Source organism: Ancylobacter vacuolatus, assembly GCF_030813595.1.
GTDB classification, from domain to species: Bacteria; Pseudomonadota; Alphaproteobacteria; order Rhizobiales; family Xanthobacteraceae; genus Ancylobacter; species Ancylobacter vacuolatus.
The window spans coordinates 475297-500085 of sequence record NZ_JAUSUH010000001.1 but is presented as its reverse complement, the minus strand read 5'-3'; the positions used below and the strand labels follow the sequence as shown (position 1 = coordinate 500085).

The following is a 24789-nucleotide window of genomic DNA, read 5'->3' as shown; positions in this document are numbered from 1 at the left end:
ATGATCGGCGCCAGGCGACGCAAGCGGTCGTCTCGGTGCGCGAATGCACGGGGCGGGTTCATGGGCGAAACGGCGTGCATGCCGCGCATATTGATGGTGGATGATGACCGCCGGATGTGCGGCTTCGTCACCAAATTCCTCGCGCGGGAGGGCTTTTCCGCGGAATTCGCGCTGGATGGCAGCAGCATGCGTGACGCGCTTGCCGTCACAAGCTTCGACCTGATCATTCTCGACCTGACCTTTCCGCGCGGGGAGGACGGCCTGTCGCTGGCGCGCACCGTGCGCGCGATCGGGCACATGCCGCTGCTCGTGCTCTCGGCCAAATGCGAGACGGTCGACAAGATCGTCTGCCTGGAACTCGGCGCCGATGACTATGTCACCAAGCCGTTCGAGCCGCGCGAATTGCTGGCGCGCATCCGCGCTTTGCTCCGGCGCGCCCGAGGCGTGGGGAGAGGTGCCCCCTCGGCCGAGCCGCCGGACAACCGGCGGCGGTTCGGGACGTGGCAGCTCGATCTCGACGGGCGTGAGCTGATACGTCCGGACGCCAGCCGGGTCGCCCTCACCAGCCACGAATTCCGCCTTCTGGTGGCGCTCACCGAGCGGCCGGGCCGCGTGCTCACCCGCGACCAGATGCTGGACCTCGTTTCAAACCGGCAATGGGCACCGTTCGACCGCAGCATCGACGTGCTGGTCGGCAAGCTGCGCCGCAAGCTCGACGACGGCTCGGGCTGGCAGACCATCAAGACCGTCCGTGGCGAGGGCTATGTCTTCACGCCGCCTCCGGCGCACTGACCCCGGCCGCTGCCTTTTCAGGGGCGGGGCCGCATCGCCGGCAGCAGCAGCGTGACGCGCGTTCCGACGCCGGCCTCGCTCTCGATGAGGAGGTTGCCGCCCGACTGGCGGGCAAATCCGTAGGCGGTGGGCAGGCCGAGGCCACTGCCGCTCTCCGCCGGCTTGGTGGAGAAGAAGGGCTGGAGGGCATTCTCGGCGATATCGGTGGCCATGCCGCAGCCGTCATCCTCGACCTCGATCCCGGCATACAGGCCCGGCGCCATGTCGCCGAGGAGAAGGGCGGAGCCCGGCGGAAGATCGCATGTGTCGAGGCCCACCCGCACGGCGCCACTGCCCGCCACCGCGTCGCGGGCATTGAAAATCAGGTTCAGCAGGCTGGCTTCGAGCTGATGGGGATCGGCAAGGGCGAGGCAGGCCGCCGGCGGCGGCCGCAGCTCCAGCGTCACCCCCGCGCCAAAGGCGTGGCGCGCCCGGCTCACGACCTGTTCGACCGCGTCGCCAAGATCCAGCACACGCGGCAACAGAGGCTGCGCCCGGCCGACGGCGAGCAGACGCCGATTGGCGAGAATGCCTTCCTCGACCGCTCCCAGGGCGTCGACGACCAGTTCGCGCATGATAGCGGCATCGCCCGCCGGGCCCCGCGACATTTCTTCCTGCAGAAGCTTGAGGCTTCCGCCAACGACCGTGAGCAGATTGTTGAAATCATGGGCGATGCCGGCCGAGAGCCGGCCGACCGCCTCCATGCGGCGGCTGCGGCGCAGCAACTCTTCCGCCTGCGCCCGCTCGCGGGCGAGACGGTGGCGGTCGAAGCAGCGCGACAGGATCGCCAGCAACTCGGCCGGTTCGAACGGCTTGCAGACATAATCGTAAATGCCCGCCTGCAACGCCCGGATGGCGGTCGGCACCGAGGCATAGGCGGTGACCATCACCGCCAGCAGCTCCGGCCGCGCGCCGATCAGCGCGGTGGCGAGCGCCACCCCGTCCTCATGGCCGAGGCGGATATCGACCAGCGCCACCGCCGGCCCGGCCGCCAGGGGCCCCGCTAGCGCGGCATGGGCGCCGGCGCCGTCATGCGCGACGGTGATGTCATAGCCTTCCATCTCAAGCAGCAGAGCGAGGCTGGCGGCGAAGTCGGGGTCGTCATCGACGATCAGCACGCGCGACGGCGCGTCGGGGACGGCCTCAAGCGACATGGCGGCTCTCCCCGGAGGCGGCGGGCAGGCGCAGCTCGACGCGGGTGCCGGTGCCCGGCACCGAGTCCACGCGCACCTGCCCGCCATGGCGTTCGGTGATGCGCTGCACCAGCGCGAGGCCGAGCCCGAGGCCGAACGGCTTGGTGCTGAACAGGGGCTCGAACAGCCGCGCCCGCACCTCCGCGCTCATGCCGGCGCCATTATCCGCGACCGTGATCACCACCTGTTCGCCCTCGCGCGCGGTGGCGAGGCGCACCTGGCCCGGCGGCGCGCCGGCGGGGCGCTCCATCACCGCCTGCATGGCGTTCTGCACCAGATTGACGAGCACCTGCCGCAGCCTTTCGCCATCGGCCTCGATCATCTCGCCGCAGCGAAGCACCAGTTCCAGCGGCACCGGGCCGAGCGCGCGGAGGTCGCCCGCCTGCTCGGCGATCCAGGCGTCGAGCGCCAGCGGCACCATGGCGACGTTGGGTCGGCGGGAGAATTCCAAGAGGTCGTCGATGATGCGCACGCAGCGGCGCACATTGCGCTGGATGCGGTCGAGCTCGCCGCGCTCGCGCTCGCCGGTCAAGCTTCCCGCCCGTTGCAGCACCGCGACCGAAGTGGCGAGCGTGCCGAGCGGGTTGCGCAACTCATGGCTCACCGTGGCGGTCAGCTGGCCGAGCGCGGCGAGCCGCTCGCTGCGGGTCAGCTCCTCGCGGGTCTCGTAGAGCTTTTCCAGCGAGCCGACGAGGTTGCGCTCGGCGAGCTCCCGGCTCTCATTGGCGAGCACGATCCACCAGGCGCTGATCGCCATCAGCGGCAGGAGGGCGAGGAAGATCCGCAGCAGCAGCGCGCCATTGTCGAGATGCGGCACGTCCTCGCCCGGGTCGATCAGCCGGTAGGTGAGCAGGAACAGCGCGCCCGTCACCACGGAGAGCGCAATCAGCACGCCAGCGACCTTCAGCAGACGCTGCGGCATGTGCGGGGCGATGCGCCGGGTGAAGCCGACACCGAAATAGCGTGAGCGCGAGGTCTCCAGATCCTGGTGCGACTTCTTGCAGGCGTCGTGGCAATGCGCGTCGAGGCTGCAGCACAGCGAGCAGATGGGCCGCTCATAGAAGCTGCAATAGGCCATGTCGTCCCGTTCATAGCCATGGTCGCAGATTTCGCAGCGCAGCACCGCCGACGAGTCGGAACCGAGGCTCGGATGCACCGGCTGGCGCGCGAGATAATAGCGCCCGCGCGTGGCGAAGCCGATCAGCGTCGCCGTCAGGAAGGCGATGAGAAAGGAGCAGGGCGCGGCATAGGCCTGCATCAGCGGCCCCAGCACGCCGGTGAAGGCCGTCAGCGCCACCAGCGAGCCGAGCGCCATGCCGCCGCAGCCCACCGGGTTGATATCGTGCAGATGCGCGCGCTTGAACTCGATGAAGCCAGGGCTGACCTTGAGCGGCTTCAGCACCAGGAGATCGGCAATGATCGCCCCGACCCACGCCATGGCGATGTTGGAATAGACCGCCAGCACCACCTCCAGCGTGTCGAAGATGCCGAGCAGCATCAGCAGCAGCGAGATGAGGATGTTGAACACCAGCCAGACCACCCGGCCGGGATGGTAGTGCGTCACGCGGGAAAAGAAGTTCGACCAGGCGAGCGAGCCGGCATAGGCGTTGGTGACGTTGATCTTGATCTGCGAGATCAGCACGAAGAAGGTCGCGCAGAACAGAACCAGGGCCGGGTTCTCGAACACATGGCCATAGGCCACGATATACATGTGGATCGGCTCCAGCGCCGCCGGGCGCGGCAGGCCGCTGCCGAGCACCAGCACCGCCAGCAGCCCGCCGGCGAGAATCTTCAGCCCGCCGATGAGGATCCAGCCCGGCCCCGCCAGCACCACCGCGCTCCACCAGCCCAGCCGGTTCGCCGCCGTCTTCTCGGGGAGGAAGCGCAGATAGTCCGCCTGTTCGCCGATCTGCACCACCAGCGAGCACATCATGCTGACCGCCGCGCCGAAGGCGAGCACGTTGAAGCCGCGCGAGCCGGTTTCCAGCCCGGCGAACTGTGTCCAGGCGGCGATGTCCTCCGGCGCTTTCACCGCGATCAGCACGAAGGGCAGGATCATCATCCCCAGCCACAGCGGCTGCGTCACCATTTGCAGCCGCGAGATCATGGTGATGCCCATCAGCGTCAGCGGGATGATGACCAGCGAGGAGACGATGTAGCCCAGCACCAGCGGCACATCGGCGTAGATCTTCAGCGCCTGCGCCATGATCGCGCCTTCCAGCGCGAAGAAGATGAAGGTGAAGCTGGCATAGATCAGCGAGGTGATGGTCGAGCCGATATAGCCGAAGCCGGCACCCCGGGTCAGCAGGTCGAGGTCGATGCCGTATTTGCTGGAGTAATAGGCGATCGGCAGGCTGGTGACGAAGATGAACACCGACACGACGAGGATTGCCAGCCCGGCATTCATGAAGCCGTAGCTCAGCGTGATCGAGGCACCGATCGTCTCCAGCGCCAGGAAGGAAATGCCCCCCAGCGCCGTGTTGGCGATGACGAAGGGCGACCAACGGCGGAAGGAGCGCGCGGTGTAGCGCAGCGAATAGTCTTCAAGCGTCTCGTTGGCGATCCAGGAATGATAGGACCGCAAGGCGGGCAGGTCAGGCGTTTCCACGGGCTTCGCACCTTGTTTTGGCGAAGGCTAGTGGATCACCCGCAGAGGGGCCAGCCTTTCATCGTGGCGTGACGCCGGAGCCGCACGGACCGGACGGCGGCAACGCTCGCCGTTCCTTGCGCCCGATCGGTTCAACCTCTCTCCGCCAGCCGATGCTCCTGAATTGTGCGTCGGCGGTTCTGCACAGCGACGATGCAGGGCCCCGCCATTCCCTGTCGCCGATCTGATGTGCGAGGTCGGATGCGTCACGTCTCGCCCCGGTTGGCGCCTATCAGTGGGCTGCGAACGCCCATTGCCGATCAGGATGCCATGCCCACTCAAAAGACCGTCTGGATCATTCTGAAAGATGGCTGCCGGAGGGCGACAGTCCGGTGCCGACGATCCTTGAATATCGGCCCTCTTGCCGGCGTGACCGGCATCGTGGCGATGACGCGATCCTGCATCCGGGCCTCGCCGCCGGCCATTCCGACGCCGAACACGGGGCTCTCTCGTCGCCCACGTCTTGTCGCCCACGTCTTGTCGCCTACGGCTTGTGCCGTGCGAAGCTGTAGAACCCAGCGAGATACCGCTGCGGTTGATTGACACCCCGGAACACGCACCGCCATGATCTTCCGGCGGAAAACGCTGGGACTCTCGGGCAAGGAATGCCAGGTCGATGTCGGAAGAGGGTACTCATTTCGCTCAGAGGCTGCGCTCCTGGCGACGACTGAACGGCATCAAGCAGGTCGCGCTGGCGGAGATGCTCGGCGTGTCGCAAGCGGCCGTGTCGTATTGGGAAACCGGGCAGGACAAGCCATCTGCCGACCTGATGCGGCGGATCAGCGACATGATCACCCCGACCGACTGCGACGAGATCTTGCTGGAGCGTTTGTTCACGGAGCGTCAGCCCGGAATCGTGGCGCTCTATGATCTTGATGGCATACGCTTCATGGCGGCATCGCGCGGCTATCGCGCCTTGTGGCCGGGCATGTCGCTCCTGCAGGGCAAGTCGTTGGAAGGCCATCTCGTGAACGAGTCGGGAGAACTGCAAGCGAACGACGCTCTCCGGCGCGACATCGATTCCGGCAAGCTGGCCCTCGTCAGCGGTGTGAGCGACCGGCACACCGACATCATGGTTGACACTGCGGTCCGCCATGAGTGGAACATCCGTATCCGTCGCTTCGGGCCCAAGACGCTCCTGTCCATCTCCTACGATCCCTGCGCCGAAACCGTCCCGGTCGGCATCACCGAAGTCAAGCTCTTCACCGACCTAAGGTGAGCCATGGGAGTCGGCGGCGGCGCTTATGAAATATAAGCGCCTGTCATCAGGCGGGACCATGGTGGCGCCCTTGCTCCACTCCGCCGGCCCGCGCCATAGTTTTGCAGGACTGGCGAAGGCGAAATACATCCACGGAATGAGTGCGCTCAACCCTTCGACGTACCGATGGCCGGCCGCTGCGCTGCCGCCGACCAGGTTGGGTCGATGACGGCGCGCCCGGCAGAATCCGGGTCGCCACGCCGTCGCCTTGGCAGCGTCGTTGGAGCCCTCCTCGACGGTAGCCAGCATGCCCTCATCGGCGTCGGCGTGTTCAGCGGCGTCATCAACCTCCTGATGCTCACCGGCCCGCTCTTCATGCTCCAGGTGTATGACCGGGTGCTGGTCAGTCGTTCGTTGCCAACCCTGTGGTTGCTCGGTCTCATTACGACGGCGCTCTACATCGCCTTCGCCATGATCGACTATGCGCGAGGCCGGGTTCTGGCGCGTGTGGGCGACCGGCTGGAAGCGCAGTTTTCAGGCCCGGCCTTTCGCAGTGAGATCGCCGATGCGTTCGCAGGGCACGCAACCGCCGGCAGGCCGACCGCGGATCTGGCCACCGCCCGTCGCTTTCTCAGTGGGCCGGCGCCGCTGGCACTGCTCGATCTGCCATGGGTGCCACTCTATCTGGTGGTGCTGGGGCTTCTCCATTGGTCGCTCGGGCTCATCGGCCTTCTGGGCGTCGCGGTGGTGGTGTCACTTGCCGTCCTGAACAATCAGCTGACGCAGGCGCCGATGGCGCTGGCGGCGGGCGAGGCGGCGCAGGCCAGCATGATGTTGGAGGCCGCCCGCCGTTCATCCGAGGCAGTGACGGCGCTCGGCATGCGGCCCCAGGTGGCCGGCCTGTGGGGTGGGACACTGGCCCGGGCACGGGCGACCGAACGCGACGGCGGCGACGCGGCCGCCCGTATCGCCGCCGTCTCACGCGGATTCCGCCTGTTCCTGCAGTCGGCGACGCTGGCCATCGGCGCGGTTCTGGTCATCGAGCAGGCGGCGACCGGCGGCATCATGATCGCCTCGTCGATCATGCTGGGCCGGGCTCTGGCGCCCATCGACCAGATCGTCGCCCAGTGGAAGGCCATGGCCGGCGCGCGGGCCGCCCTTGAGCGACTGGAGCGGCGGCTTGCCCATGAGGCCGACGCCGGACCGAAAATGGATCTTCCGACACCCACGGGCCATCTCTGCCTCGCCAACGTCATCGCCGCGCCGCCAGGGCTGCGCCGCCCGGTGCTGGATGGCATAGGCTTCCGGCTCGAACCCGGCGAGGGGCTTGGCATTCTCGGGCCGAGTGCCTCGGGCAAGTCCACTCTCGCCCGCATCATCGTCGGCCTCTGGCGCCCCATGAGCGGCAGTGTGCGGCTGGACGGCGCGACGCTCGATCAATGGGACGCCGACAGGCTCGGCCGGCATATCGGCTATCTCCCGCAGGATGTGGAACTGATCGGCGGCACCGTGCGCGACGCGATCAGCCGGCACCAGCCCGGCGCCAAGGACGAGACCATCATTCGTGCTGCCCAGGCCGCGGCGGCTCATGCCATGATCCTGGCGCTGCCGGACGGCTACATGACCCGTCTCGGGCCGGGCGGAGCGGCGCTTTCTGGCGGCCAACGCCAGCGCATCGCCCTGGCCCGGGCACTTTATGGCGACCCCTGCCTGATCGTTCTCGACGAACCGAACGCCAGTCTCGACCAGGAGGGCGATGCCGCGCTGACGGCCGCATTGCTGGTGGCCCGCAAGCGCGGCGCTGCCGTGATCGTCATCACCCACCGCGCCAGCGGCCTTGCCGCCTGCGACCGGGCTTTGGTGCTGAAGGATGGGCGCATCGCTGCGCTCGGCCCCAAGGAAGCGGTGCTGCGTGACCTGATGAAGCCGCCCGCCGAGGCGGCGGCAAGGGCGGCTGTTGCGACGGAGACCGCCTCGTGAGCTCCGGCCCCTCGGATGACCGCGGCGCTTCTTCGTCCGACGAGGTTTGCCAACCGCCATCCGCAGGGCCGGAACGCGTCGCAGGGGGAGGGGTCTTCGGCCGGCGCCGACGGACCGCCTCCGGTTCCCGCGCCACCGATGACCCGGCCGATCCCGCCGGGCACCTGCGCTTTGGTGCCATGGTGTGCGTCAGCGTCATACTCGGCTTCGGCATCTGGTCGGCCCTCGCCATGCTGCAGAGCGCGGTGGTCTCTTCGGGCGTCCTGGTCACGGAAGGAAAGTCACGCGCCATCCAACATCTGGACGGCGGCATCATCAGCGCGCTTGCCGTGCGCGATGGCGCATCGGTCAAGGCCGGCGACCTGCTGATCCGCCTCGACGCCACCCGCCATGCCGCCGAACGGGCGATCGTCGAGAACCGGCTTTATGAGGCCCTCGCCCGGCAGGCCCGGCTCAAGGCCGAGCGCGACGACGCCCCGGCCATGACGCGCCCGGCCATGCTCATCGCCATGGTGGCGGTAGACCGGCAATGGGCGAATGCCGTGCCACCCGACGCCGCACCGGGCCTCGCCGGCGACGGTCTGCCAGCCGACGGCATCGCGCCACCCGAGACGGGCGCGGAAATCGCCGACCGCGTGTTCACTGGGCAAGAGCGGCTGTTTCAGGCCCGGCGCGAGACGCTGAAGGCCCAGGTGGCGCGCCTCGAGGCCGGCATTGCCCAGAGCCGGGAGCAGATCGGCGGTCTGGAGGCCCAGCGCGCGGCAGCCCTGCGCCAGCACGCTCTCATCGGCCAGGAGTTGGAGGCGGCGCGCGCGCTCGGCGCCAAGGGCCTGATGCCGACCACGCGACTTCTGGCGCTGGAGCGCCAGCAGGCCGAGCTGGAAGGCGCCATCGCCGGGCGCATCGCCGACAAGGCCGCCATCGAGCAGGCGATCGGCCAGCTGCAGCTGCAGATCCTGGAACTTGAGCGGGACACGCGAGAGAAGGTGCTGACCGAGCTGCGCGAGGCGGAGGCCAATGTGCAGGAGCAGACCGAGGAACGCATCGCCGCCATCGACAAGCTCAAGCGCACCGATATCCGCGCACCGGTGAGCGGCCGGGTCAATGGCCTCGCCTTCCACACCATCGGTGGCGTCATCAAGCCGGGCGACGTTGTGATGGAGATTGTGCCTGATAACGAGGCCCTGATTGTGGAAGCCCGCGCAGACCCGGCATCGGTGGACCGGATTCGCGCCGGACAGCCCGCCCGTGTCCGCCTCGCCGCCTTTGATCAGCGCACTACACCGGAATTGTCCGGCACGCTTCTCGCCGTCTCGCCTGACCGCCTGGTCGATCCCCAGACCGGTACGGCCTATTATGCGCTGAAGATCGGGATTGATGCCGCCCAGTTGGCCCTGCTGCGCCCGGAGCAGACACTCGTGCCGGGCATGCCGGCCGACGTGTTCGTCGTGACCGGCGCGCGCACGCCACTGAGCTACCTGACGAAGCCGCTGACCGACCAGATGGCGCGGGCGTTCCGCGAAGACTGAGGCAGGTGACGCGCCCATAGGCCGGAAGCGAATGCCGTCCGAACAATCCAGTATTCTGCACGTAAAGACGATGTTCGCGCATGTCGCCCCGAACACCGCGCCATTATTGTAGAACGAGCTCACTTATAAAATATAACCTATCGGAAACGCCCGAATAGCCACCGTTTTGACATGATACATTTATGCGCGAGGTGCATTCAGACGCGGGCTGCGCGACGGAAAGGCCGAATTGCGGGCTTTCCGAAGACCCGACCCAGTTGGTGATGATACTGATCAAGAGGTCTTCATGTCTTCTGTCTCCGGTGTAACGACAACGATTACATGGCAGTGGGGCACCGCGACGGTGCTGGCCTTCAACCCGGCCATTGATGTGCTCGATTTCGGCTGGTTCGCCTCGACCAATTTCACCATCTCGGAAGTGGATGGCGATGTCGTCATCTCCATTCCTTCCAACAATCAGACTTACCGGCTGGAATCGGTGCAGCTGTCCGATCTGGGCCTGGAGAACATCACCGCCCGCGACGCCTCGGCCCTCGCGGCCTGGCAGGTCGCGCTCGAGGCCGCAGGCAGCGGCGACGGCACGGATGACGGCGGCGACCCCGGTGATACCGGTGGGGATTCCGATGGCGACGGCGATCCAGATGGCGGCACCGGCGGGGACACTGAAGCCGGCTATGCAGACGCCTGGTCGGCCAGCGACATCTACACCGGGGGCGACCGCGTCAGCATGGGCAATCTGGTGTATCAGGCCGGATGGTGGACCCAGGGCGAAGACCCTTCCGCCGGCGGCTCGGTCTGGACCCTTGTTGGCTACATGGACACCACGCCCGTGGTGCCCGATGCACCGGAGGACCTCTATGCCGCCGGCACCTCGGCCACGACTACCGTCCTGGTGTGGGATGCGGCCGAAGTAAACGGAGTCGGCACGGTCAGCGCCTATCAGATCTATCAGGACGGCGTACTGATCGCGACCACCGCCTCGACCTATTACAAGGTCACCGGGCTGGAGCCCTCCACCGCCTATGCCTTCAGCATCGTCGCCATCGACGAGGCCGGGGCTTCCGAGGCCTCCGAGGTGGTGAGCGTGAACACCGCGCTCGAGGGCACGGGCGGGGGCGACAAGACCTTCTCGCCCTATATCGACATGTCGCTGTCCAGCAGCCAGAACCTGGTCGAGATCGTCGAGGCCGCCGGGCTGAGCGCCGTCACCCTGGCCTTCGTCCTGTCCTCCGGCCCCAACACGCTCGGCTGGGGCGGCATCGGCACGATTGCGGCGGACACACTGCCCAATGGCACCTCCATCCTGTCGCAGATCGAGACGCTCCAGGCACGGGGTGTCGAGGTGACAATCTCGCTGGGTGGCGCCAACGGCCAGGAAGGCGCGCTCACCTTCTCCAGCGCCGAGGCTCTTGCCGCCGCCTATCAGGAGATCATCGACCGCTACCACGTCTCCCGGCTCGACTTCGATATCGAAGGATCGGCGATCGCCAATGACGCGGCCAACGCGCTGCGCAACGAGGCGCTGGCGTTGCTGCAGGCGGCCAATCCCGAGCTGGAAGTGTCGTTCACCCTCCCGGTGCTCACCGACGGCCTGACCCAGGACGGGATAGATCTGCTCACCGCGGCCATGGCGGCGGGGGTGGACATCGCCGCCGTCAACATCATGGCGATGGACTATGGCGCGTATTACGACACCGGCGACATGGGCAATGACGCCATTTCGGCCGCGCGGTCGACCCTCGCCCAGATGGAGACCATCGGCCTCGACAGCCCGCTTGTCATCACGGTGATGATCGGCATCAACGATGTCACCTCCGAAGTGTTCACACTGGAGGATGCCGAGCAACTTGTCGCCTTTGCGCAGGCCAATGACAACGTCGCCGGCATCTCCATGTGGTCGCTGAGCCGCGACAATGGCTCCGCCACCGGCTATGTCTCGCCGACCGGCAGCGGCATCGTTCAGGACAGCTATGCCTTCGCCGAGATCCTGAAAACGGTGGCCGACAGCTCCGATTCCGGTTCGTCGGACGGTGATGGCGACACGGATGGCGGGGACACCGATACCGGAAGTGGCGACGGCGATGGCGGCGATACGGATGAAGGCGACACCGGCGACGGTGACGGTGACACTGATACTGGAAACGGCAATGGTGGCGACGACGGCACCGGAACCAGCACCACCACCGCCATCAACTGGGCCTGGGGCACCGACACCGTCCTGGCCTTCGAGCCGAGCACCGATACGCTCGATTTCGGCTGGATGTCGGCGCAGAGTTTTTCGGTCTCGGAAGTCGGCGGCTCGGTCGTCATCGACATCGCCGGCAACAACCAGACCTATACGCTCGATGGCGTAACGCTGGCCGACCTGTCGATCGGCGACATCACGGCAAAGGACACGTCGGCGCTGGCTGAATGGCAGGCCCTTCTCGATGCGGCCGATGACGCTGCGGCAGAAACGGTCTCCGTCGCGAGCGCGCTGCACGCGTCGGACGGCCTGGTTTGAACCACCGCTATTGGCAAAGCCGCAGGCGGCCGTGATCCGCCTGCGGCGGTCTGGCGCCTCCTGGCGACCGCTGCTCTCAATCTGAGAGGAACGCGGCAGATCGAGCGAGCCCCCGGGCGCCTTGCACGCGCCCGGGGGTTGCCAACACTACGCCGCCCGCGTCGCGACGGCCGGCACGTTGTCGGAGTGGCGGATTTCTGTACCGAGCACCTTCAGGCATTCGCGCATGAAGGCGGCCAGCGCCGTCCAGCCCTTGGCGGAAACCATATTGCCGTCGACCAGCGCCTCGGTGGGCGAGAGGTCGACATAGATTCCGCCGGCGAGGCGCACTTCCGGCTCGCAGGCGCCGAGCGCGCCAACCCGCTTGCCGGTCAGCACCCCGTCCACCGCCATGAGGATCTGCGCCCCGTGGCAGATGGTGAAGATCGGCTTGCTGGTCTCGTGGAAGTGGCGGACCATGGCCTGCACGCGCTTGTCGGTGCGGATATATTCCGGCCCGCGCCCGCCGGCGCAGTAGACGGCGTCGTACTCCTCGAGCTTCACCTCGGAGAAGGTCTTGTTGATGTCGGCGAGGTGGCCGTAGCGCTCGATATAGGTCTGGTGCCCCTCGAAATCGTGCAGCGAGGTCTGGATCTTGTCGCCGGCCTTCTTGTCGGGGCAGACGACGTGGACGGTGTGGCCGACCGCTTCCATTCCCTGCTGGAACACGAAGATCTCGTATTCCTCGGTGAATTCGCCCGTCAGCATCAGGATTTTCTTGCCCGGCATGGGGAGTGCCTCCGTTCGTTGTGGGGGCGGGGCGGGATGTGACGTGCCCGGCCCGGGGTGCGAGGGTCAGAATGGCGAGTCGGGGAAATAGTATTCCTCGGCATTGTCCTTGGTGATGAGCGGCGCATCGAGCTTGAGCGCGCCGCGCACCGGGGCGTGGCCGGCGAAATGCGCGGCCGTGAGATAGATGGCGGTCTTGATCATCGAGGGCGGGTAGGGCGTCTCGACCGGGGTCATGGCGTCGCCCGCCTTCACCTTCTCGATGATCTCCTTCATGCCGTTGCCGCCGAGCGCGAACTTGATGTCCTTGCGGCCGGACTGCTTGATCGCCTCCAGCACGCCGAGCAGCATGTCGTCGTCATTGGCCCACACCGCGTCGATCTGCGGGTATTTGGCGAGATAGTCCTGCATCAGCTTGAAGGCTTCGTCGCTGTTCCAGTTGGCGTACTGGATGTCGAGGATCTTCAGGTCAGAGCCCTTGATCCCGTCCTGGAAGCCCTTGATGCGCTCGTCGTCAATGACGGTCGGGATGCCGCGCAGCACGACGAGATTGCCCTTGCCGCCCATCTTCTCGACGAGGAACTTCGCCGTGTTGAAGCCGACGGCGATGTTGTCGCCAGCGACATAGAGGTCCTGGATATGCGGGTCGTTCAGGCCGCGGTCGACCACGGTGATGAAGGTACCCTTCTCCTTGATGGTCTTCACCGGCGTGGTCAGCTCCTCGGAGCTGTGCGGCAGGATGACAAGCGCGTCCATCTTGCGCGTGGCCGACATGTCCTCGATAGCGCTCACTTGGGCGCTGGCCGAGGGCGAGGTCTTCACGACCACCTCGATGCCGGGGAAGGCCTTGTTGATCTCCTTGGCGGCGGCATTGGCGTGGTAGACGACGCCGGCGGTCCAGCCATGGTCGGCGGCGGGAATGGAGACGGCGATGACCTTCTTTTCGGCGGCTGAAGCCGGGCCGGCCGCCAGCAGCGCGGTCGTCACCCCAGCGGCAATGAGAGCATTCCTGAGCATGTGTTTCCTCCACCAGGTGCGGCAGTCTTGATTGATGCCCGGCGCGTCGCGGCTGCCTCGCGCGCGCCGGTTCTTCCCTTCGCTACCTCTTGGACATCCGCTGGATCAGCATGGCGATGATGATGATTACGCCCTGCACCGCCGCGACGAGGTACTCGGAGACGAAGTCGGAAAGGACCATGAGGTTGGCGATGAATTCGAGGATCACCGCGCCGGCCACCGTGCCCCAGACGCGCCCGCGCCCGCCGCGCAGGGCCGTGCCGCCGATCACCACGGCGGTGATCACCTGCAACTCCCACAGCAGGCCGGTGGTCGGCGTCGCCGCGCCAAGCCGGGGCACGTAGCAGATGGCGGCGATGGCGACGCAAGCGCCCTGGATCACATAGGCGGTAATGCGCACGCGGGTGACCGAGATGCCGGAATAGCGCGCCACATCCTCATTGGCGCCCACCGCCACGCAGCGCCTTCCATAGCGCGTGCGGTAAAGCACATAGGCGGCGACCACCGCCACGGCGAGCGAGACGAGGATCGGGATCGGCACACCCAGCACATCGCCGAAATAGACCGGGCGATAGGCATCGCGCAGGCTGCGGTCGATCGCCACCGTGCCGCCATCGGTCATGTAGGTGATGAGGGCGCGGAAGATGCCCATTGTGCCCAGCGTGGCGATGAAGGGCTCGATGCGCCCGACGGTGACGATGGTGCCGTTGAGCAGGCCGCAGGCGATGCCGGTGACCAGCGCCACCGCCATGCCGAGCGGGATCGCCGCCGTGCCCACATTCGGCGCCACCGTGTTCATGAACAGGATCATCACCCCGGTGATGAAGGCGGCCATCGAGCCGACCGACAGATCGAGCCCGCCCGAGGAGATGACGAAGGTCGCGCCGATCGCGATGATGGCGATGAAGGCGCTGCGGGTGACGACGTTGGCGATGTTGTTGGCCGACAGGAAGTCGGGATTGATCAGGTAGCCGATCGCCACCAGCGCGGCGAGCGCCAGGAAGGGGCCGGCATCACCCCAGCCGATGGACCAGTTATGCTGGGCGCGCGGCGGCGCGGTGGCGACATCAGCCATGGGCGTTTTCCTCTAAGGCTTGTTCACTCGCCACGCTGCTGGTGGCGTAAAGCGCGACATTGCTCTCCGACATGGCGTCGCCGGTGAGTTCCCCGTTGATCCGGCCGGACCGCATGACCAGGATGCGGTCGCACAGGCCGATCAGTTCCTGCATCTCCGAGGAGATGACGATGCAGGAGCGCCCCTCCCGCACCAGCGACTGGATGAAGGCGTAGATCTGGCTCTTATTGGCGATATCGATGCCGCGGGTCGGCTCGTCGATGACGAGGACGGTGGGGTCGTTCAGCATCACCTTGGCCAGCAGCAGCTTCTGCTGGTTTCCGCCGGAGAGCTGGCCGGCGCGGGCGTCGCGGCTGCGCAGGCGGATATCATAGCTGCGCACGGCCCGGTCGAGCTGCGTCGCCTCGCCGGCAAGGTCGAGCCCGGCAAAGGGGTGCACCCGGTCCAGCGCCGCCAGAGTCAGATTGGGCGCGAGGCGCTCGCCGAGCAGCAGGCCCTTGCCCTTGCGGTCCTCGGTGAGATAGCCGAGGCCCGCCCGCGCCGCCTCGGCCGGCGAGCGGAAATGCACCGGCCGTCCATGCAGGCGCACCTCGCCGAAGCTGGCCGGCAGCAGGCCCAGCAGCCCCTCGAAGAGTTCGGTGCGCCCGGCGCCGATCATGCCGGCGAGGCCGAGAATCTCGCCCTTGCGCAGGGTGAGCGACACGTCGTTGACGAAGCCGGGCACATGGGCGTGCGCGATGTCGAGCGCAGGCTCGCCCAGCTCCCTTTCAAGCTTTGGCGGGTAGAGGCTGGCGAATTCACGCCCGACCATCAGGCTTGCCATGCGCTGAGGGGTGAGGCCGTCGGCATCATAGGTGCCGACCATGCGGCCGTCGCGCAGAACGGTGACCCGGTCGGCCAGCCGCTCCACCTCGTCCAGCCGGTGGCTGATATAGAGAATGGCGACGCCGCGCTGTTTCAGCGCGAGGATGATGTCGAGCAGCGGGTCGACCTCTTCATGGGTCAGCACGGCCGTCGGCTCGTCGAAAATCACCACGCGGTGGGTGCCGAGCAGCGCCTTGGCGATCTGCACCAGCTGCCGGTTGGCGATGGAGAGGTCGCCGACCCGCGCGCGCGGCGACACGCTGCAGCCGATGGCGGCGAGCTGTGCGGCGGCGGCCTCGCGCATCGCGCGCTCATCGATCCGGCCGAAACGGGTGATCTCGCGGCCGATGAAGATGTTCTCGGCCACGGTCAGCGCCTCGGCGAGCAGGATCTCCTGGTGCACCAGCGCGATGCCGGCCGCCTGCGCCTGCGAGGGCGCGTGGAAGCGGATCGGCGCGCCATCCATCAGCAGCTCGCCGTCGCTCGGCTGGAGATAGCCGGAGAGCAGGCGCATGAGGGTGGACTTGCCGGCGCCGTTCTCGCCGATGATGGCGTGGATTTCGCCGGGCCGAATGTCCAGCGTCACCTCCGAGAGAACCGTGACGCCGCCGAATTCCTTGGCGAGCCGCTCGGCCCGAAGCACCGGCGCGCCCTCGAGCGCGGGGAGGTGGGCGTGCGCCGCGCTCATTGGTCGAAGGCCGGGGACAGGCGGTCGCGCGAGCGCTCGAGATGCGCGCGCATCGCCAGGCGTGCGGCGTCGACATCGCGGGCGGCGAAAGCCGCGAGAAGGGCCTCATGCTCGTCAAGCGCCTCTTCGGTCACGAGCGCATGGAACATCAGGCGGAAGATGTGGAAATGGGTGTGCTGGTGCGCCAGCGTTTCCCGCACTAGGCCGTTGCCGCCGATTTCCAGGATCATGTCGTGGAAGATGGCGTCCTGCCGGGCGAATTGCGGGTAGCGGGCGCGCTCATCCGTGCCGCCACCGCGCAGATTGACGCCGGCGGCACCCGTCAGCGCCTTGAGCGCCGGTGCGGTCATGGAGGAAGCGGCGCGGCCGGCCATTTCCGGCTCCAGCAGCAGGCGCAGATCATACAGCTCCTCGAAGCGGGCGCGGGTGATCTGCGGCGCGGCGCTGTAGCCGACCAGATGGGTCTTGACGACGAGGCCCTCGCCCTCAAGCCGCCCCAGCGCCTCGCGGATCGGCGTCTGCGACACTTCCAGCTCGCGCACCAGATTATCGACGGTGATGCGCGCGCCGGGCGGAATCTTCAGCGCCATAAGACGCGCGAAAATCGCCTCATAGACTTCATCGGCCAGGCCGGCGCCACGATGCACCGCCGGTGCTGATCCGCCGTCTTCGGCGAGGTAGCGGGAAGTAGCGTGAGGTTTCGGACTGCGCATGCGTTGCCCCTTGACAGCGATCAACAGCTAGCACGATCCTCCCCATCACTCAATACGATATCCTATACGATTTTATATAGGCCAATAGTTCACTGATAATACATTATACCAGAAACATGGGAGGGGCTTTTGGCTGACATCTCGGCGGCGCGGATAGCGCGGGAACGTCTATTCGGCAGCGGCCAACCTCTTGCGCCGGCTGATTGTGCCCGGTGCCGTGACCTGCGGATGCGTGTCGATGCTGTCGTGTCGCCGGTCCTGCGCCTGCCGCGGCGCGCACGCCGGCGCCGGCCGCGACGCTGCGTTCCCGTGCGGACAGACCGTGCCCACCCGGGCGGCCCGGTGCTCGTCAGCCTGCGGAAACCGTCCGGCGCGCCCGATCTCGCCGCCTCCTCCTGAACGTGAAGATGCGCCACCATGGCCGATCCCTTTCGAACCCGCGACGTCGTGCCGGATTTCGACCGCCACGTGGCCGACTACGCGGCCCGCAGCCTCATCACGCGGGCGCGGCTGCCGATGCATGCCGATATCGCCTATGGCGCCTCGCCGGCGGAGCGGCTCGATCTTTTCCTGCCGCCGCCCCATCTGGCGACCGGCGCCGTGCACATGTTCATTCACGGCGGCTATTGGCGCATGTTCACCAAGGAGGACTTCTCCTTCGTCGCCGAGACGGTGACGGGGGCGGGGGCGATCGCGGTGATTGTCGATTACGCCCTGATGCCTGCCGTGCGGATGGAGACGCTCGTCGCGCAGGTCCGCCAGGCCCGGGACTGGATAGTGGCGCATATCGGCGCCTATGGCGGCGACGCGTCCCGCCTCACCATTAGCGGCCATTCCGCCGGTGCCCAGCTCGGCGCGCTGCTGTTAGATGCGAGCGCCCCGGCGGGAGCGATCGCCGGTGCCGTTTTGCTCAGCGGCATCTACGATCTCGCACCGCTGAAGGACTCTTTCCTGCGGGAACTGATCGGCCTGACCGACCAGGAGATCCGCGACTTCAGCCCGCTAGCCCGGCGCTACAAGGCGGGCGCCAACGTCCGGCTGCTGGTCGGGGAACTGGAGACGGCACCGTTTCACCAGCAGATGCACGCCTTCGGCTCGCATCTGGCGATCGCCGCCGGCCTGCGCGTTGGTCAATGCACGCTCTCCGGCGCCGACCATATGAGCATCATGGCGGACCTTGGAACGCCGGGCACGCAAGCCGCGGTCCATCTGGTGGATTGCCTCATGGCCGGCCAGAGCGTGCCGGCGGACGGATGGGACCAAGGCTGAGCGGCGTCGTTCGCCGCACGGACCGGCTCCATCCGCCGCCACACTGGCTTCTTCCGGTCCCGCGGAAACGGTGCCGCCTCGCGCGGCGTCCTCGCGCGCATCATGACACCCGACGCTCCCAAAGAACCGCAGGTCCGGCGCTCCGCAGCCGAGCCCGCTGCCGAGCACCGGGAGGCGTTTCTCGAACAGCCCCCACCGCCCGGCCCTCAGAACTTGAGGGAGAACTGTGCGTGAAGGCGTTCAGCGCGGCGCCGCTGGCAAGCTGGCCGGCATAGCTGGCACCGATCTGCGCCGTGGGCGAGAGCGCGTAGCTGAGCCCCGCCTCCAGCAGCAGCGCATCCTCCGCCACCGGCACGCCGGAGATGGTGAAGGGCGTCGCCCCGCGGCTGAACTGCATCGTCGCTGTCGGCGTCACGTCGCCGAAGGCATGCAGCCAGCCCAGCGTCGCATACGGGGTGAGCGCCTGCCCGCCGACATCGACCGTGGTGGCGAGGCGCACGCCCAGCGTCGTGTAGAAGGTGCTCATGGCGTCGGTCGACACCGCCAGCGCCGCCGCGCCGCCCTGCTCGTTGAGCGAGGCGCCGGAGACATTGACGTAGGCAAGGCCGATGAGGTGTTCAAAGGCGAGGGCGCCGACTTCCATGTCATAGCCGAGCTCGCCGAACAACTGCGCCGTACCCGTGGTGTCGCTGCCCTTGCTCGGCTCCCAGAAGCCGGGCAAGACAACGGTGCGCGACATCGACAGCTCGTGCCAGGTGTAGGAGGCGCCGCCGCGCAGGGCGACGGCACCGATCCGAGCGCCGGCATAGAGACCGAGATCCACATTGTTGATCGAGCCGGAGGAGGCGCGCCCGCTCACGTCGAAATCCGAGCGGCTGTAGCCGGCGAAAAGGCCAGCGCGGGCGTTCTCCGCCATCGCCACATCCGCCCCCATGAGGAAGCCGCCAACGGTATTGGAGATGTTGGCGGCATTGCCGTTGGAAGAGGTGTCGCCCCAGCCGCCATAGCCCTGCGCCCACAGGGTGGGCGCGAGGCCTTCGGCGAGCGCCGCCGTCTGCGGGCCGGGGCGATAGGCGAGCGGGGCGGCGCCCGGCGCGCTCAGCGACTGGCGCAGCCGCCCGCTCACCGCGTCGCGCAGATAGATCGACTGCTGCTGAATGACAGTGCCGACCGAGGCGTAGGCCTCGCCCGAGAGCGCGTCGAAGGCGCGGCCAGCATTCTGATCCGACAGTTCGAGCACTGCGTCGTACACTTTGCTGCCACTGCCCAATGCCTGCGCTGACCAGGCCACGGCGGCTTGGTTCGCCGTGGCCGCATGGCCGGCGAAGTCCACATTGTTGTAGGTGAGGGTCAGAAAAACGTTCTGCGCGTCATAGCCGAGCGTGGGCGTGAGGAAGGCGTACTCGCTGATCACCGAGCCAAAGGTTCCGCTCACCGTGCCGGTCGTGGTGATGATGGTATAGGTAGTGTTCGTGTCATAGACGCCACGCTCCGCCACCACCTAGACGGAAGCGCCACTGGAGAGCGTGACGGCTCCGCCGGCGGAGATGAGGTCGTAGGCGCCGGCAGGGGTCACATCCACGCGGTAGATCGAACTGGCGTTGAAGGCGACGACGCCGTTCACTCTAATAAGCGTACCGGGCGAATTTCCCGGCGAAACCCGGCTGCCGCTATTGGCCTGGAGCCCGCCAATGGTCCCGGTGCCGTTCAGGATCGCGCCCTCGTCCAAGGTGAAGACGGAGCCGCTCTGCGTCTGGTTCTCCAGATGCACGGTCGAGCCGGATACATGTATCGCACCGCTATAGGCGCCGGGATCGGCGAACAGCACCGTGCCGGAACCGAGGAGGCTCACCGTCCCGCTGCCGGTGAGGGTGCCGGGGAAGCTGTAAGTGCCGGAGCGGTTGAACACCAGGGACGCATTGTTCACCACATGGCCGGTGATCGAGCCGGTGGCGCCGCCATTGCCGATCTGCAGCGTGCCGGCATTGATGGTGGTGGTGCCTCTGGAGCTGTTGGTGCCGGTCAGGATGAGCGTGCCGTCACCTTCCTTGGTCAGGCCGCCCGTGCCGGTGACGGCGCCAGAGAGAATGAGGGATGTCGCGGAGGCGGTGTCGATGGTGCCGCCCGGGTCGGCGAGGCTCACATTGCGGGCGCTGGTGAAGCTGGCGGTGGTCGCCAGCGCGCCGCCGGAGAAATCGAGGCCGCCCGTGTCGGCCCCCAGATTGTCGTCCGCGGCGACCTTGAGAATGCCGGCCTCGATCTGCGTGCCGCCGCTCAGGCTGGAGCCGTCCCCGGTCACGGTCAGGGTTCCGGTGGAACCGGATTTCTCGCCGACATGGGTTTCCCGGTTCTTGACCACGCCGCCGCTCTCCACGGTGAGCGCACCGGTGCCGGTGTTGCCGATGATGATGTCTTGCGTACCGAGATCCCAGGGCGAGGCATGCGTACCGGGAACCGTCTCGGTGGTGTCGTTGATCGTATAGGCCCGTGCCGCCGGCATCGATGCCGGCAGGGCACTGAGCGAGACCGCCGAGAGCAACGCAACGGTGTGACGCGCCCGGACGGGGCGAGTGGAGCTTTGACCGGATTTGAATACAGGAAGCTTTGTCCTAGCGCGCCCTATCCCGGCGCCTGCATTCTTAGCCCCAGCCATCGCTCCCCGTTCCGGGCCGGCTCCAGGGGCTGCGCCCGGCGCTGGGGTGCCGAAGCTGCTTCGGCGTCGCGACGCGGGTCATCGCGCGTCTTGATCTCTCGGGCCGGCCTTGCCATTTCGAGGGCATCGTTTCACCCACATGACGTGTCGCCAGCCATGACCTCCGAGACCTTTGAGAGCCGCCCTTTTGAGGCCGACGTTTCCCGTCTGCTGCACATGATGGTGCATTCGGTCTATTCCGACCGCGACGTGTTCCTGCGGGAACTGATCTCCAACGCCGCCGATGCCTGCGAGAAGCTGCGTTACGAGGCGATCACCCGCCCCGAGCTGCTGGGCGACGAACCCGGGCTCGCCATCACCCTCTCGGCCGATCCGGAGGCCGGCACGCTGACCATCGCCGACAACGGCATCGGCATGAGCCGGGACGAGATGATCGAGGCGCTGGGCACGATCGCGCGTTCCGGCACGCGCAGCTTCATCGATCGCATCGCCGTTGCCGAGGGCCAGGGAAGCGGCAAGGAAGGCGCGCAGCTGATCGGCCAGTTCGGCGTCGGCTTCTATTCCGCCTTCATGGTCGCGGCAAAAGTGGATGTCGTCAGCCGCCGCGCCGGCAGCGACGAGGCGTGGCTCTGGTCTTCGGACGGCAAGGGGGAATTCTCGGTCGCGCCCGTCGTCCTCGACGAAGCCCCGGCACGGGGAACGCGGGTCGTGCTTCATCTCGCCGACGACGCCAAGACTTATGCCGAGCGCTGGACCCTGGAGCGCATCGTCAAGGAACAGTCCGGCCATGTGCCGGTGCCGATCCGCTTCATCGAGAAGCCCGGTGCGGAAGCAGCCGCGCTATCGGACGGCGCCGCGCTTTGGACCCGCGCCAAGTCCGAGATCACGGCGCAGGAATACACCGACTTCTACCGCAGCGTCGCGGGGCAATATGACGATCCGGCGCTCACCGTGCACTTCCGCGCCGAGGGCCGGCATGAATACACCGCGCTGGCCTTTGTGCCGGGCGCGCGCCCGTTCGACCTGTTCGATGCCGACCGCAAGGGCCGCATCAAGCTCTATGTGAAGCGGGTCTTCATCACCGACGACGCCGAGCTGCTGCCGCGCTATCTGCGCTTCGTGCGCGGCCTGGTCGACAGCGCCGACCTACCGCTCAATGTCTCGCGCGAAATGATCCAGGACAGCCCGCTGCTCGGCGCGATCCGCAAGGGCGTCACCAGCCGGGTCCTCTCCGATCTCGCCAGGCTTGCCGAACAGGATGCGGAAGCGTTCGGCAAGGTTTGGGAGAATTTCGGCGCGGTTATCAAGGAGGGCCTCTATGAGGATTTCGAGCGCCGCGAACAGCTCCTAAACCTCGCCCGCTTCAAGACCACGGCCTCCGGCGAGGGCACACGCAGCCTCAAGGAATATGTTGCGGGCCTGAAGGAGAACCAGACCGCGATCTACACCATCGCCGGTGACGACGCGGCGCGCATTGCGAACTCGCCGCATCTGGAAGGCTTCCGCGCACGCGGCATCGAGGTGCTGCTGCTCGCCGATCCGGTCGACGCCTTCTGGGTGGCGAGCGGGCTGGACTATGAGGGCAAGCCGTTCCGATCGGTGACTCAGGGCAGTGCCGATCTCGGCCTTATTCCGCTCCTAGACAAGGACGCTCCGCCCTCGGTCGAGGCGAGCTCGGAAGTGAGCGCGCTCATCACTGAGATGAAGGATCTGCTCGGCGCTGAGGTGGCCGATGTGCGGGCCTCCGACCGCCTCACCGACAGTGCTGTTTGCCTCGTTGCCGGCGAGAAGGGACCGGACCGGCAATATGAGCGCTTCCTCGCGGCATCGGGCCGCCTTGGCAGCGCGGCGAAGCCGATCCTCGAGGTGAACCCCGCGCATGCCATGATCACCGGCCTCGCCGGCCATGCCGACGACTCCACACGTGCGGATGTCGCGCATCTTCTGCTCGACACGGCCCGCGTGCTCGACGGCGAGCGGCCGGGCGACGCGGCCGCGTTCTCGCAACGGCTGTTCCGGCTGATGACACGCGGACTCGGCACCGCCTGAACCGGCGCCGCTTTCCGTTGACGGCGCTTCCGGCAACCTCGTGCGTGGGCTATTGAGAGAACCATGTCCCGTCGCACCGGAAGCGCCGACCTGCCCCTTCACACTGGCCGCGTGCCGCCCTGGCTGGCGGAGCGCATGACCAAGCTCGGCGCGGTGATCAGTGAGGCCATCGTGCATCACTATGGCAGCGACGAATTCCTGCGCCGGATGGCACATCCGTTCTGGTTCCAGTCCTTCGGCGCCGTCATGGGCATGGACTGGCACTCCTCCGGCATCACCACCAGCGTGATCGGCGCGCTGAAGCGCGGTCTGCAGCCGCTCGAGGGCGAGCTGGGCATCCATGTCTGCGGGGGGCGCGGCAGGCATTCGCGCAAGACGCCGCAGGAGCTGATGGCCGTGGGCGAACGCACAGGCTGCGATGGCGAGGCTCTGGGCAGGGCGAGCCGCCTCGTCGCCAAGATCGACAGCGCCGCCGTGCAGGACGGGTTCGATCTCTATCTGCACGGCTTCATCGTCACCGATGACGGGCACTGGGTGGTGGTGCAGCAGGGAATGAACGACGCGCGCGGGCAGGCGCGGCGCTATCATTGGCTCTCCGAAGGGCTGAAGAGCTTTCTCGACGACCCGCATGCCGCGGTCGACGGCCCGCATCAGGGCGACATCGTCAATCTCGCCGATGCCCGCGCCGCGCCGTCCCGCAGCGGGCAGCTGGACCTGCTGGAAAATCTCGGACCCGACGCGATCGCCCGGACCTTTGCGGGGCTGGACGGGGCGAAGGTGCAGAAGGCGGTGCCCGCCAGCGACCAGCTCGAACTGCCGCACCTCGTCATGCCGTCGCATCACGATGTGCGCGCGAAGGACGTGGTGCTGCCGCGCCTGCAGGCGGCGCTCGCCGCAGCCACCGATCGCGGGCCGCAGGACTTCGCCGAATTGCTGCTGGTGCCGGGCGTCGGCGCCCGCACGGTCGAGGCGCTCGCCATGGTTGCGGAAGTGGTGCACGGAGCGCCCTGTCGCTTCTCTGACCCGGCACGTTTTTCCTATGCGCATGGCGGCAAGGATCGTCATCCCTTCCCGGTGCCGCTGAGGGTCTACGATCACACCATCGACGTGATGAAATCAGCGGTGCGAAAGGCGAAGCTCGGTCAGTCCGAGGAGCTTGCCGCGATCCGCCGGCTCGACGACCAAGCGCGCCAGCTCGAAGGTTTCGCCGCAGGGCGCAGCTGGGATGAGATCGTCGAGGACGAGAGGCGGACATCGAGGAACTGACGCGGATCGCGCATCATCCAGACGTCGGCGCAGGCCGTCCGCTTCATCAACCTGCTGCCTCGCATGCGCAGCATCGAACTGACCCGCCATGAGCTCGCGCGGCAGGCGATTGGGATGGAACTGGACATATTCCGCGCGCTTGCCAGGGCGGCGCACTCACTCCGGCGCCGTCAGCGGCAAACCGATCACCAGCTCGTCGGCGACGAAGCGCTCGACCCGGCCGGGCAGATAAAACACATCGGAGACAAGGTCGTGTTCCGCGACCGTCCAATGTGGGTCGCTTTCCCTGCGCTGAACCCAAACGAAACGCGACACCGGCTGATCCGCTTGCTCATTGTTCCGCAGAGACTGCCTGTCCGCCTCTGACGGGAGGCCACCGGCCTCGATAATGGCGCCGAGCTGGGCGGCGACGGTGTCGGGAATCACTTTCGCCCCTGTGCTCCAGCGGCGCACCGTGCGGATGTCGACGCCGATGAGCTTGGCGATGCGGGCTGGCGTCGCGTCGAGCTTTTCGAGTGCGTCCTGGAATTCTTCGGCTGTCATGTC

General features: G+C 67.1%; 18 protein-coding genes. 8 read left to right on the top strand and 10 right to left on the bottom strand.

From position 1 onward, the window contains the following. Positions 1–60: 60 nt before the first annotated feature. Entirely contained in the window at positions 61–792 is a 732-nt protein-coding gene (locus J2S76_RS02350) for a winged helix-turn-helix domain-containing protein (protein ID WP_307057148.1), read from the top strand. A gap of 17 nt (positions 793–809) precedes the next feature. On the opposite strand, the gene J2S76_RS02345 is transcribed toward J2S76_RS02350, so the two are convergent. Together J2S76_RS02345 and J2S76_RS02340 are read right to left on the bottom strand one after the other, a co-directional pair. Then, positions 810–1985, bottom strand: a complete 1176-nt coding sequence (locus tag J2S76_RS02345; protein ID WP_307057147.1) for a response regulator — start codon at positions 1983–1985, stop codon at positions 810–812. Next, positions 1975–4632: an ATP-binding protein gene (locus J2S76_RS02340; RefSeq protein WP_307057145.1), complete on the bottom strand. Its 2658-nt coding sequence runs from the start codon at positions 4630–4632 to the stop codon at positions 1975–1977. Before J2S76_RS02340 ends, J2S76_RS02345 begins: the two co-directional genes overlap by 11 nt. 655 nt (positions 4633–5287) lie before the next feature. On the opposite strand from J2S76_RS02340, the gene J2S76_RS02335 reads away from it, so the two are divergent. The 4 genes from J2S76_RS02335 to J2S76_RS02320 all read left to right on the top strand — a co-directional run bounded on the left by J2S76_RS02335 (position 5288) and on the right by J2S76_RS02320 (position 11881). Further along, entirely contained in the window at positions 5288–5890 is a 603-nt protein-coding gene (locus J2S76_RS02335; protein WP_307057143.1) for a helix-turn-helix domain-containing protein, read from the top strand. Positions 5891–6094: 204 nt separating this feature from the next. Beyond that, positions 6095–7849, top strand: a complete 1755-nt coding sequence (locus J2S76_RS02330) for a type I secretion system permease/ATPase (protein WP_307057141.1) — start codon at positions 6095–6097, stop codon at positions 7847–7849. Next, the gene (locus J2S76_RS02325; protein WP_307057139.1) at positions 7846–9378 is read left to right on the top strand and encodes an HlyD family type I secretion periplasmic adaptor subunit; all 1533 of its coding nucleotides are present in this window, start codon (positions 7846–7848) and stop codon (positions 9376–9378) included. Before J2S76_RS02330 ends, J2S76_RS02325 begins: the two co-directional genes overlap by 4 nt. A gap of 286 nt (positions 9379–9664) precedes the next feature. After that, the gene (locus J2S76_RS02320) at positions 9665–11881 is read left to right on the top strand and encodes a fibronectin type III domain-containing protein (RefSeq protein WP_307057137.1); all 2217 of its coding nucleotides are present in this window, start codon (positions 9665–9667) and stop codon (positions 11879–11881) included. Positions 11882–12028: 147 nt separating this feature from the next. On the opposite strand, the gene J2S76_RS02315 is transcribed toward J2S76_RS02320, so the two are convergent. The 5 genes from J2S76_RS02315 to J2S76_RS02295 form a co-directional block, all read right to left on the bottom strand. Then, on the bottom strand, positions 12029–12649 hold the full coding sequence (locus J2S76_RS02315) for a DJ-1/PfpI family protein (RefSeq protein WP_307057134.1): 621 nt from the start codon (positions 12647–12649) through the stop codon (positions 12029–12031). 66 nt (positions 12650–12715) lie between these two features. After that, positions 12716–13666 (bottom strand): substrate-binding domain-containing protein, encoded by a 951-nt coding sequence (locus J2S76_RS02310; RefSeq protein WP_307057132.1) that lies wholly within the window; start codon positions 13664–13666, stop codon positions 12716–12718. Between the two features lie 82 nt (positions 13667–13748). Further along, positions 13749–14741: an ABC transporter permease gene (locus J2S76_RS02305; protein ID WP_307057129.1), complete on the bottom strand. Its 993-nt coding sequence runs from the start codon at positions 14739–14741 to the stop codon at positions 13749–13751. Next, complete coding sequence (locus tag J2S76_RS02300) at positions 14734–16293, bottom strand: sugar ABC transporter ATP-binding protein (protein ID WP_307057127.1); 1560 nt, start codon at positions 16291–16293, stop codon at positions 14734–14736. The genes J2S76_RS02305 and J2S76_RS02300 overlap by 8 nt, the downstream gene beginning before the upstream one ends. Then, complete coding sequence (locus J2S76_RS02295) at positions 16290–16883, bottom strand: GntR family transcriptional regulator (protein WP_370874691.1); 594 nt, start codon at positions 16881–16883, stop codon at positions 16290–16292. Before J2S76_RS02295 ends, J2S76_RS02300 begins: the two co-directional genes overlap by 4 nt. Before the next feature lie 540 nt (positions 16884–17423). Here J2S76_RS02295 and J2S76_RS02290 point away from each other — a divergent pair. Beyond that, positions 17424–18275: an alpha/beta hydrolase gene (locus J2S76_RS02290; RefSeq protein WP_307057125.1), complete on the top strand. Its 852-nt coding sequence runs from the start codon at positions 17424–17426 to the stop codon at positions 18273–18275. A 100-nt stretch (positions 18276–18375) separates the two neighbouring features. Here J2S76_RS02290 and J2S76_RS02285 read toward each other — a convergent pair whose 3' ends face one another. Then, on the bottom strand, positions 18376–19776 hold the full coding sequence (locus J2S76_RS02285; protein WP_307057123.1) for an autotransporter outer membrane beta-barrel domain-containing protein: 1401 nt from the start codon (positions 19774–19776) through the stop codon (positions 18376–18378). Next, a complete protein-coding gene (locus J2S76_RS02280; protein ID WP_307057122.1) occupies positions 19777–20775 on the bottom strand; it encodes an autotransporter-associated beta strand repeat-containing protein in 999 nt (332 codons plus the stop codon). It abuts the gene before it with no gap. Between the two features lie 309 nt (positions 20776–21084). Here J2S76_RS02280 and htpG point away from each other — a divergent pair, with 309 nt between their 5' ends. Together htpG and J2S76_RS02270 are read left to right on the top strand one after the other, a co-directional pair. Next, on the top strand, positions 21085–22977 hold the full coding sequence (gene htpG, locus J2S76_RS02275; RefSeq protein ID WP_307057120.1) for a molecular chaperone HtpG: 1893 nt from the start codon (positions 21085–21087) through the stop codon (positions 22975–22977). 63 nt (positions 22978–23040) lie between these two features. Next, positions 23041–24243: a DUF763 domain-containing protein gene (locus tag J2S76_RS02270; RefSeq protein ID WP_307057118.1), complete on the top strand. Its 1203-nt coding sequence runs from the start codon at positions 23041–23043 to the stop codon at positions 24241–24243. 156 nt (positions 24244–24399) lie between these two features. On the opposite strand, the gene J2S76_RS02265 is transcribed toward J2S76_RS02270, so the two are convergent. Next, positions 24400–24786 (bottom strand): helix-turn-helix domain-containing protein, encoded by a 387-nt coding sequence (locus J2S76_RS02265; RefSeq protein WP_307057116.1) that lies wholly within the window; start codon positions 24784–24786, stop codon positions 24400–24402. Positions 24787–24789 lie beyond the last annotated feature (3 nt).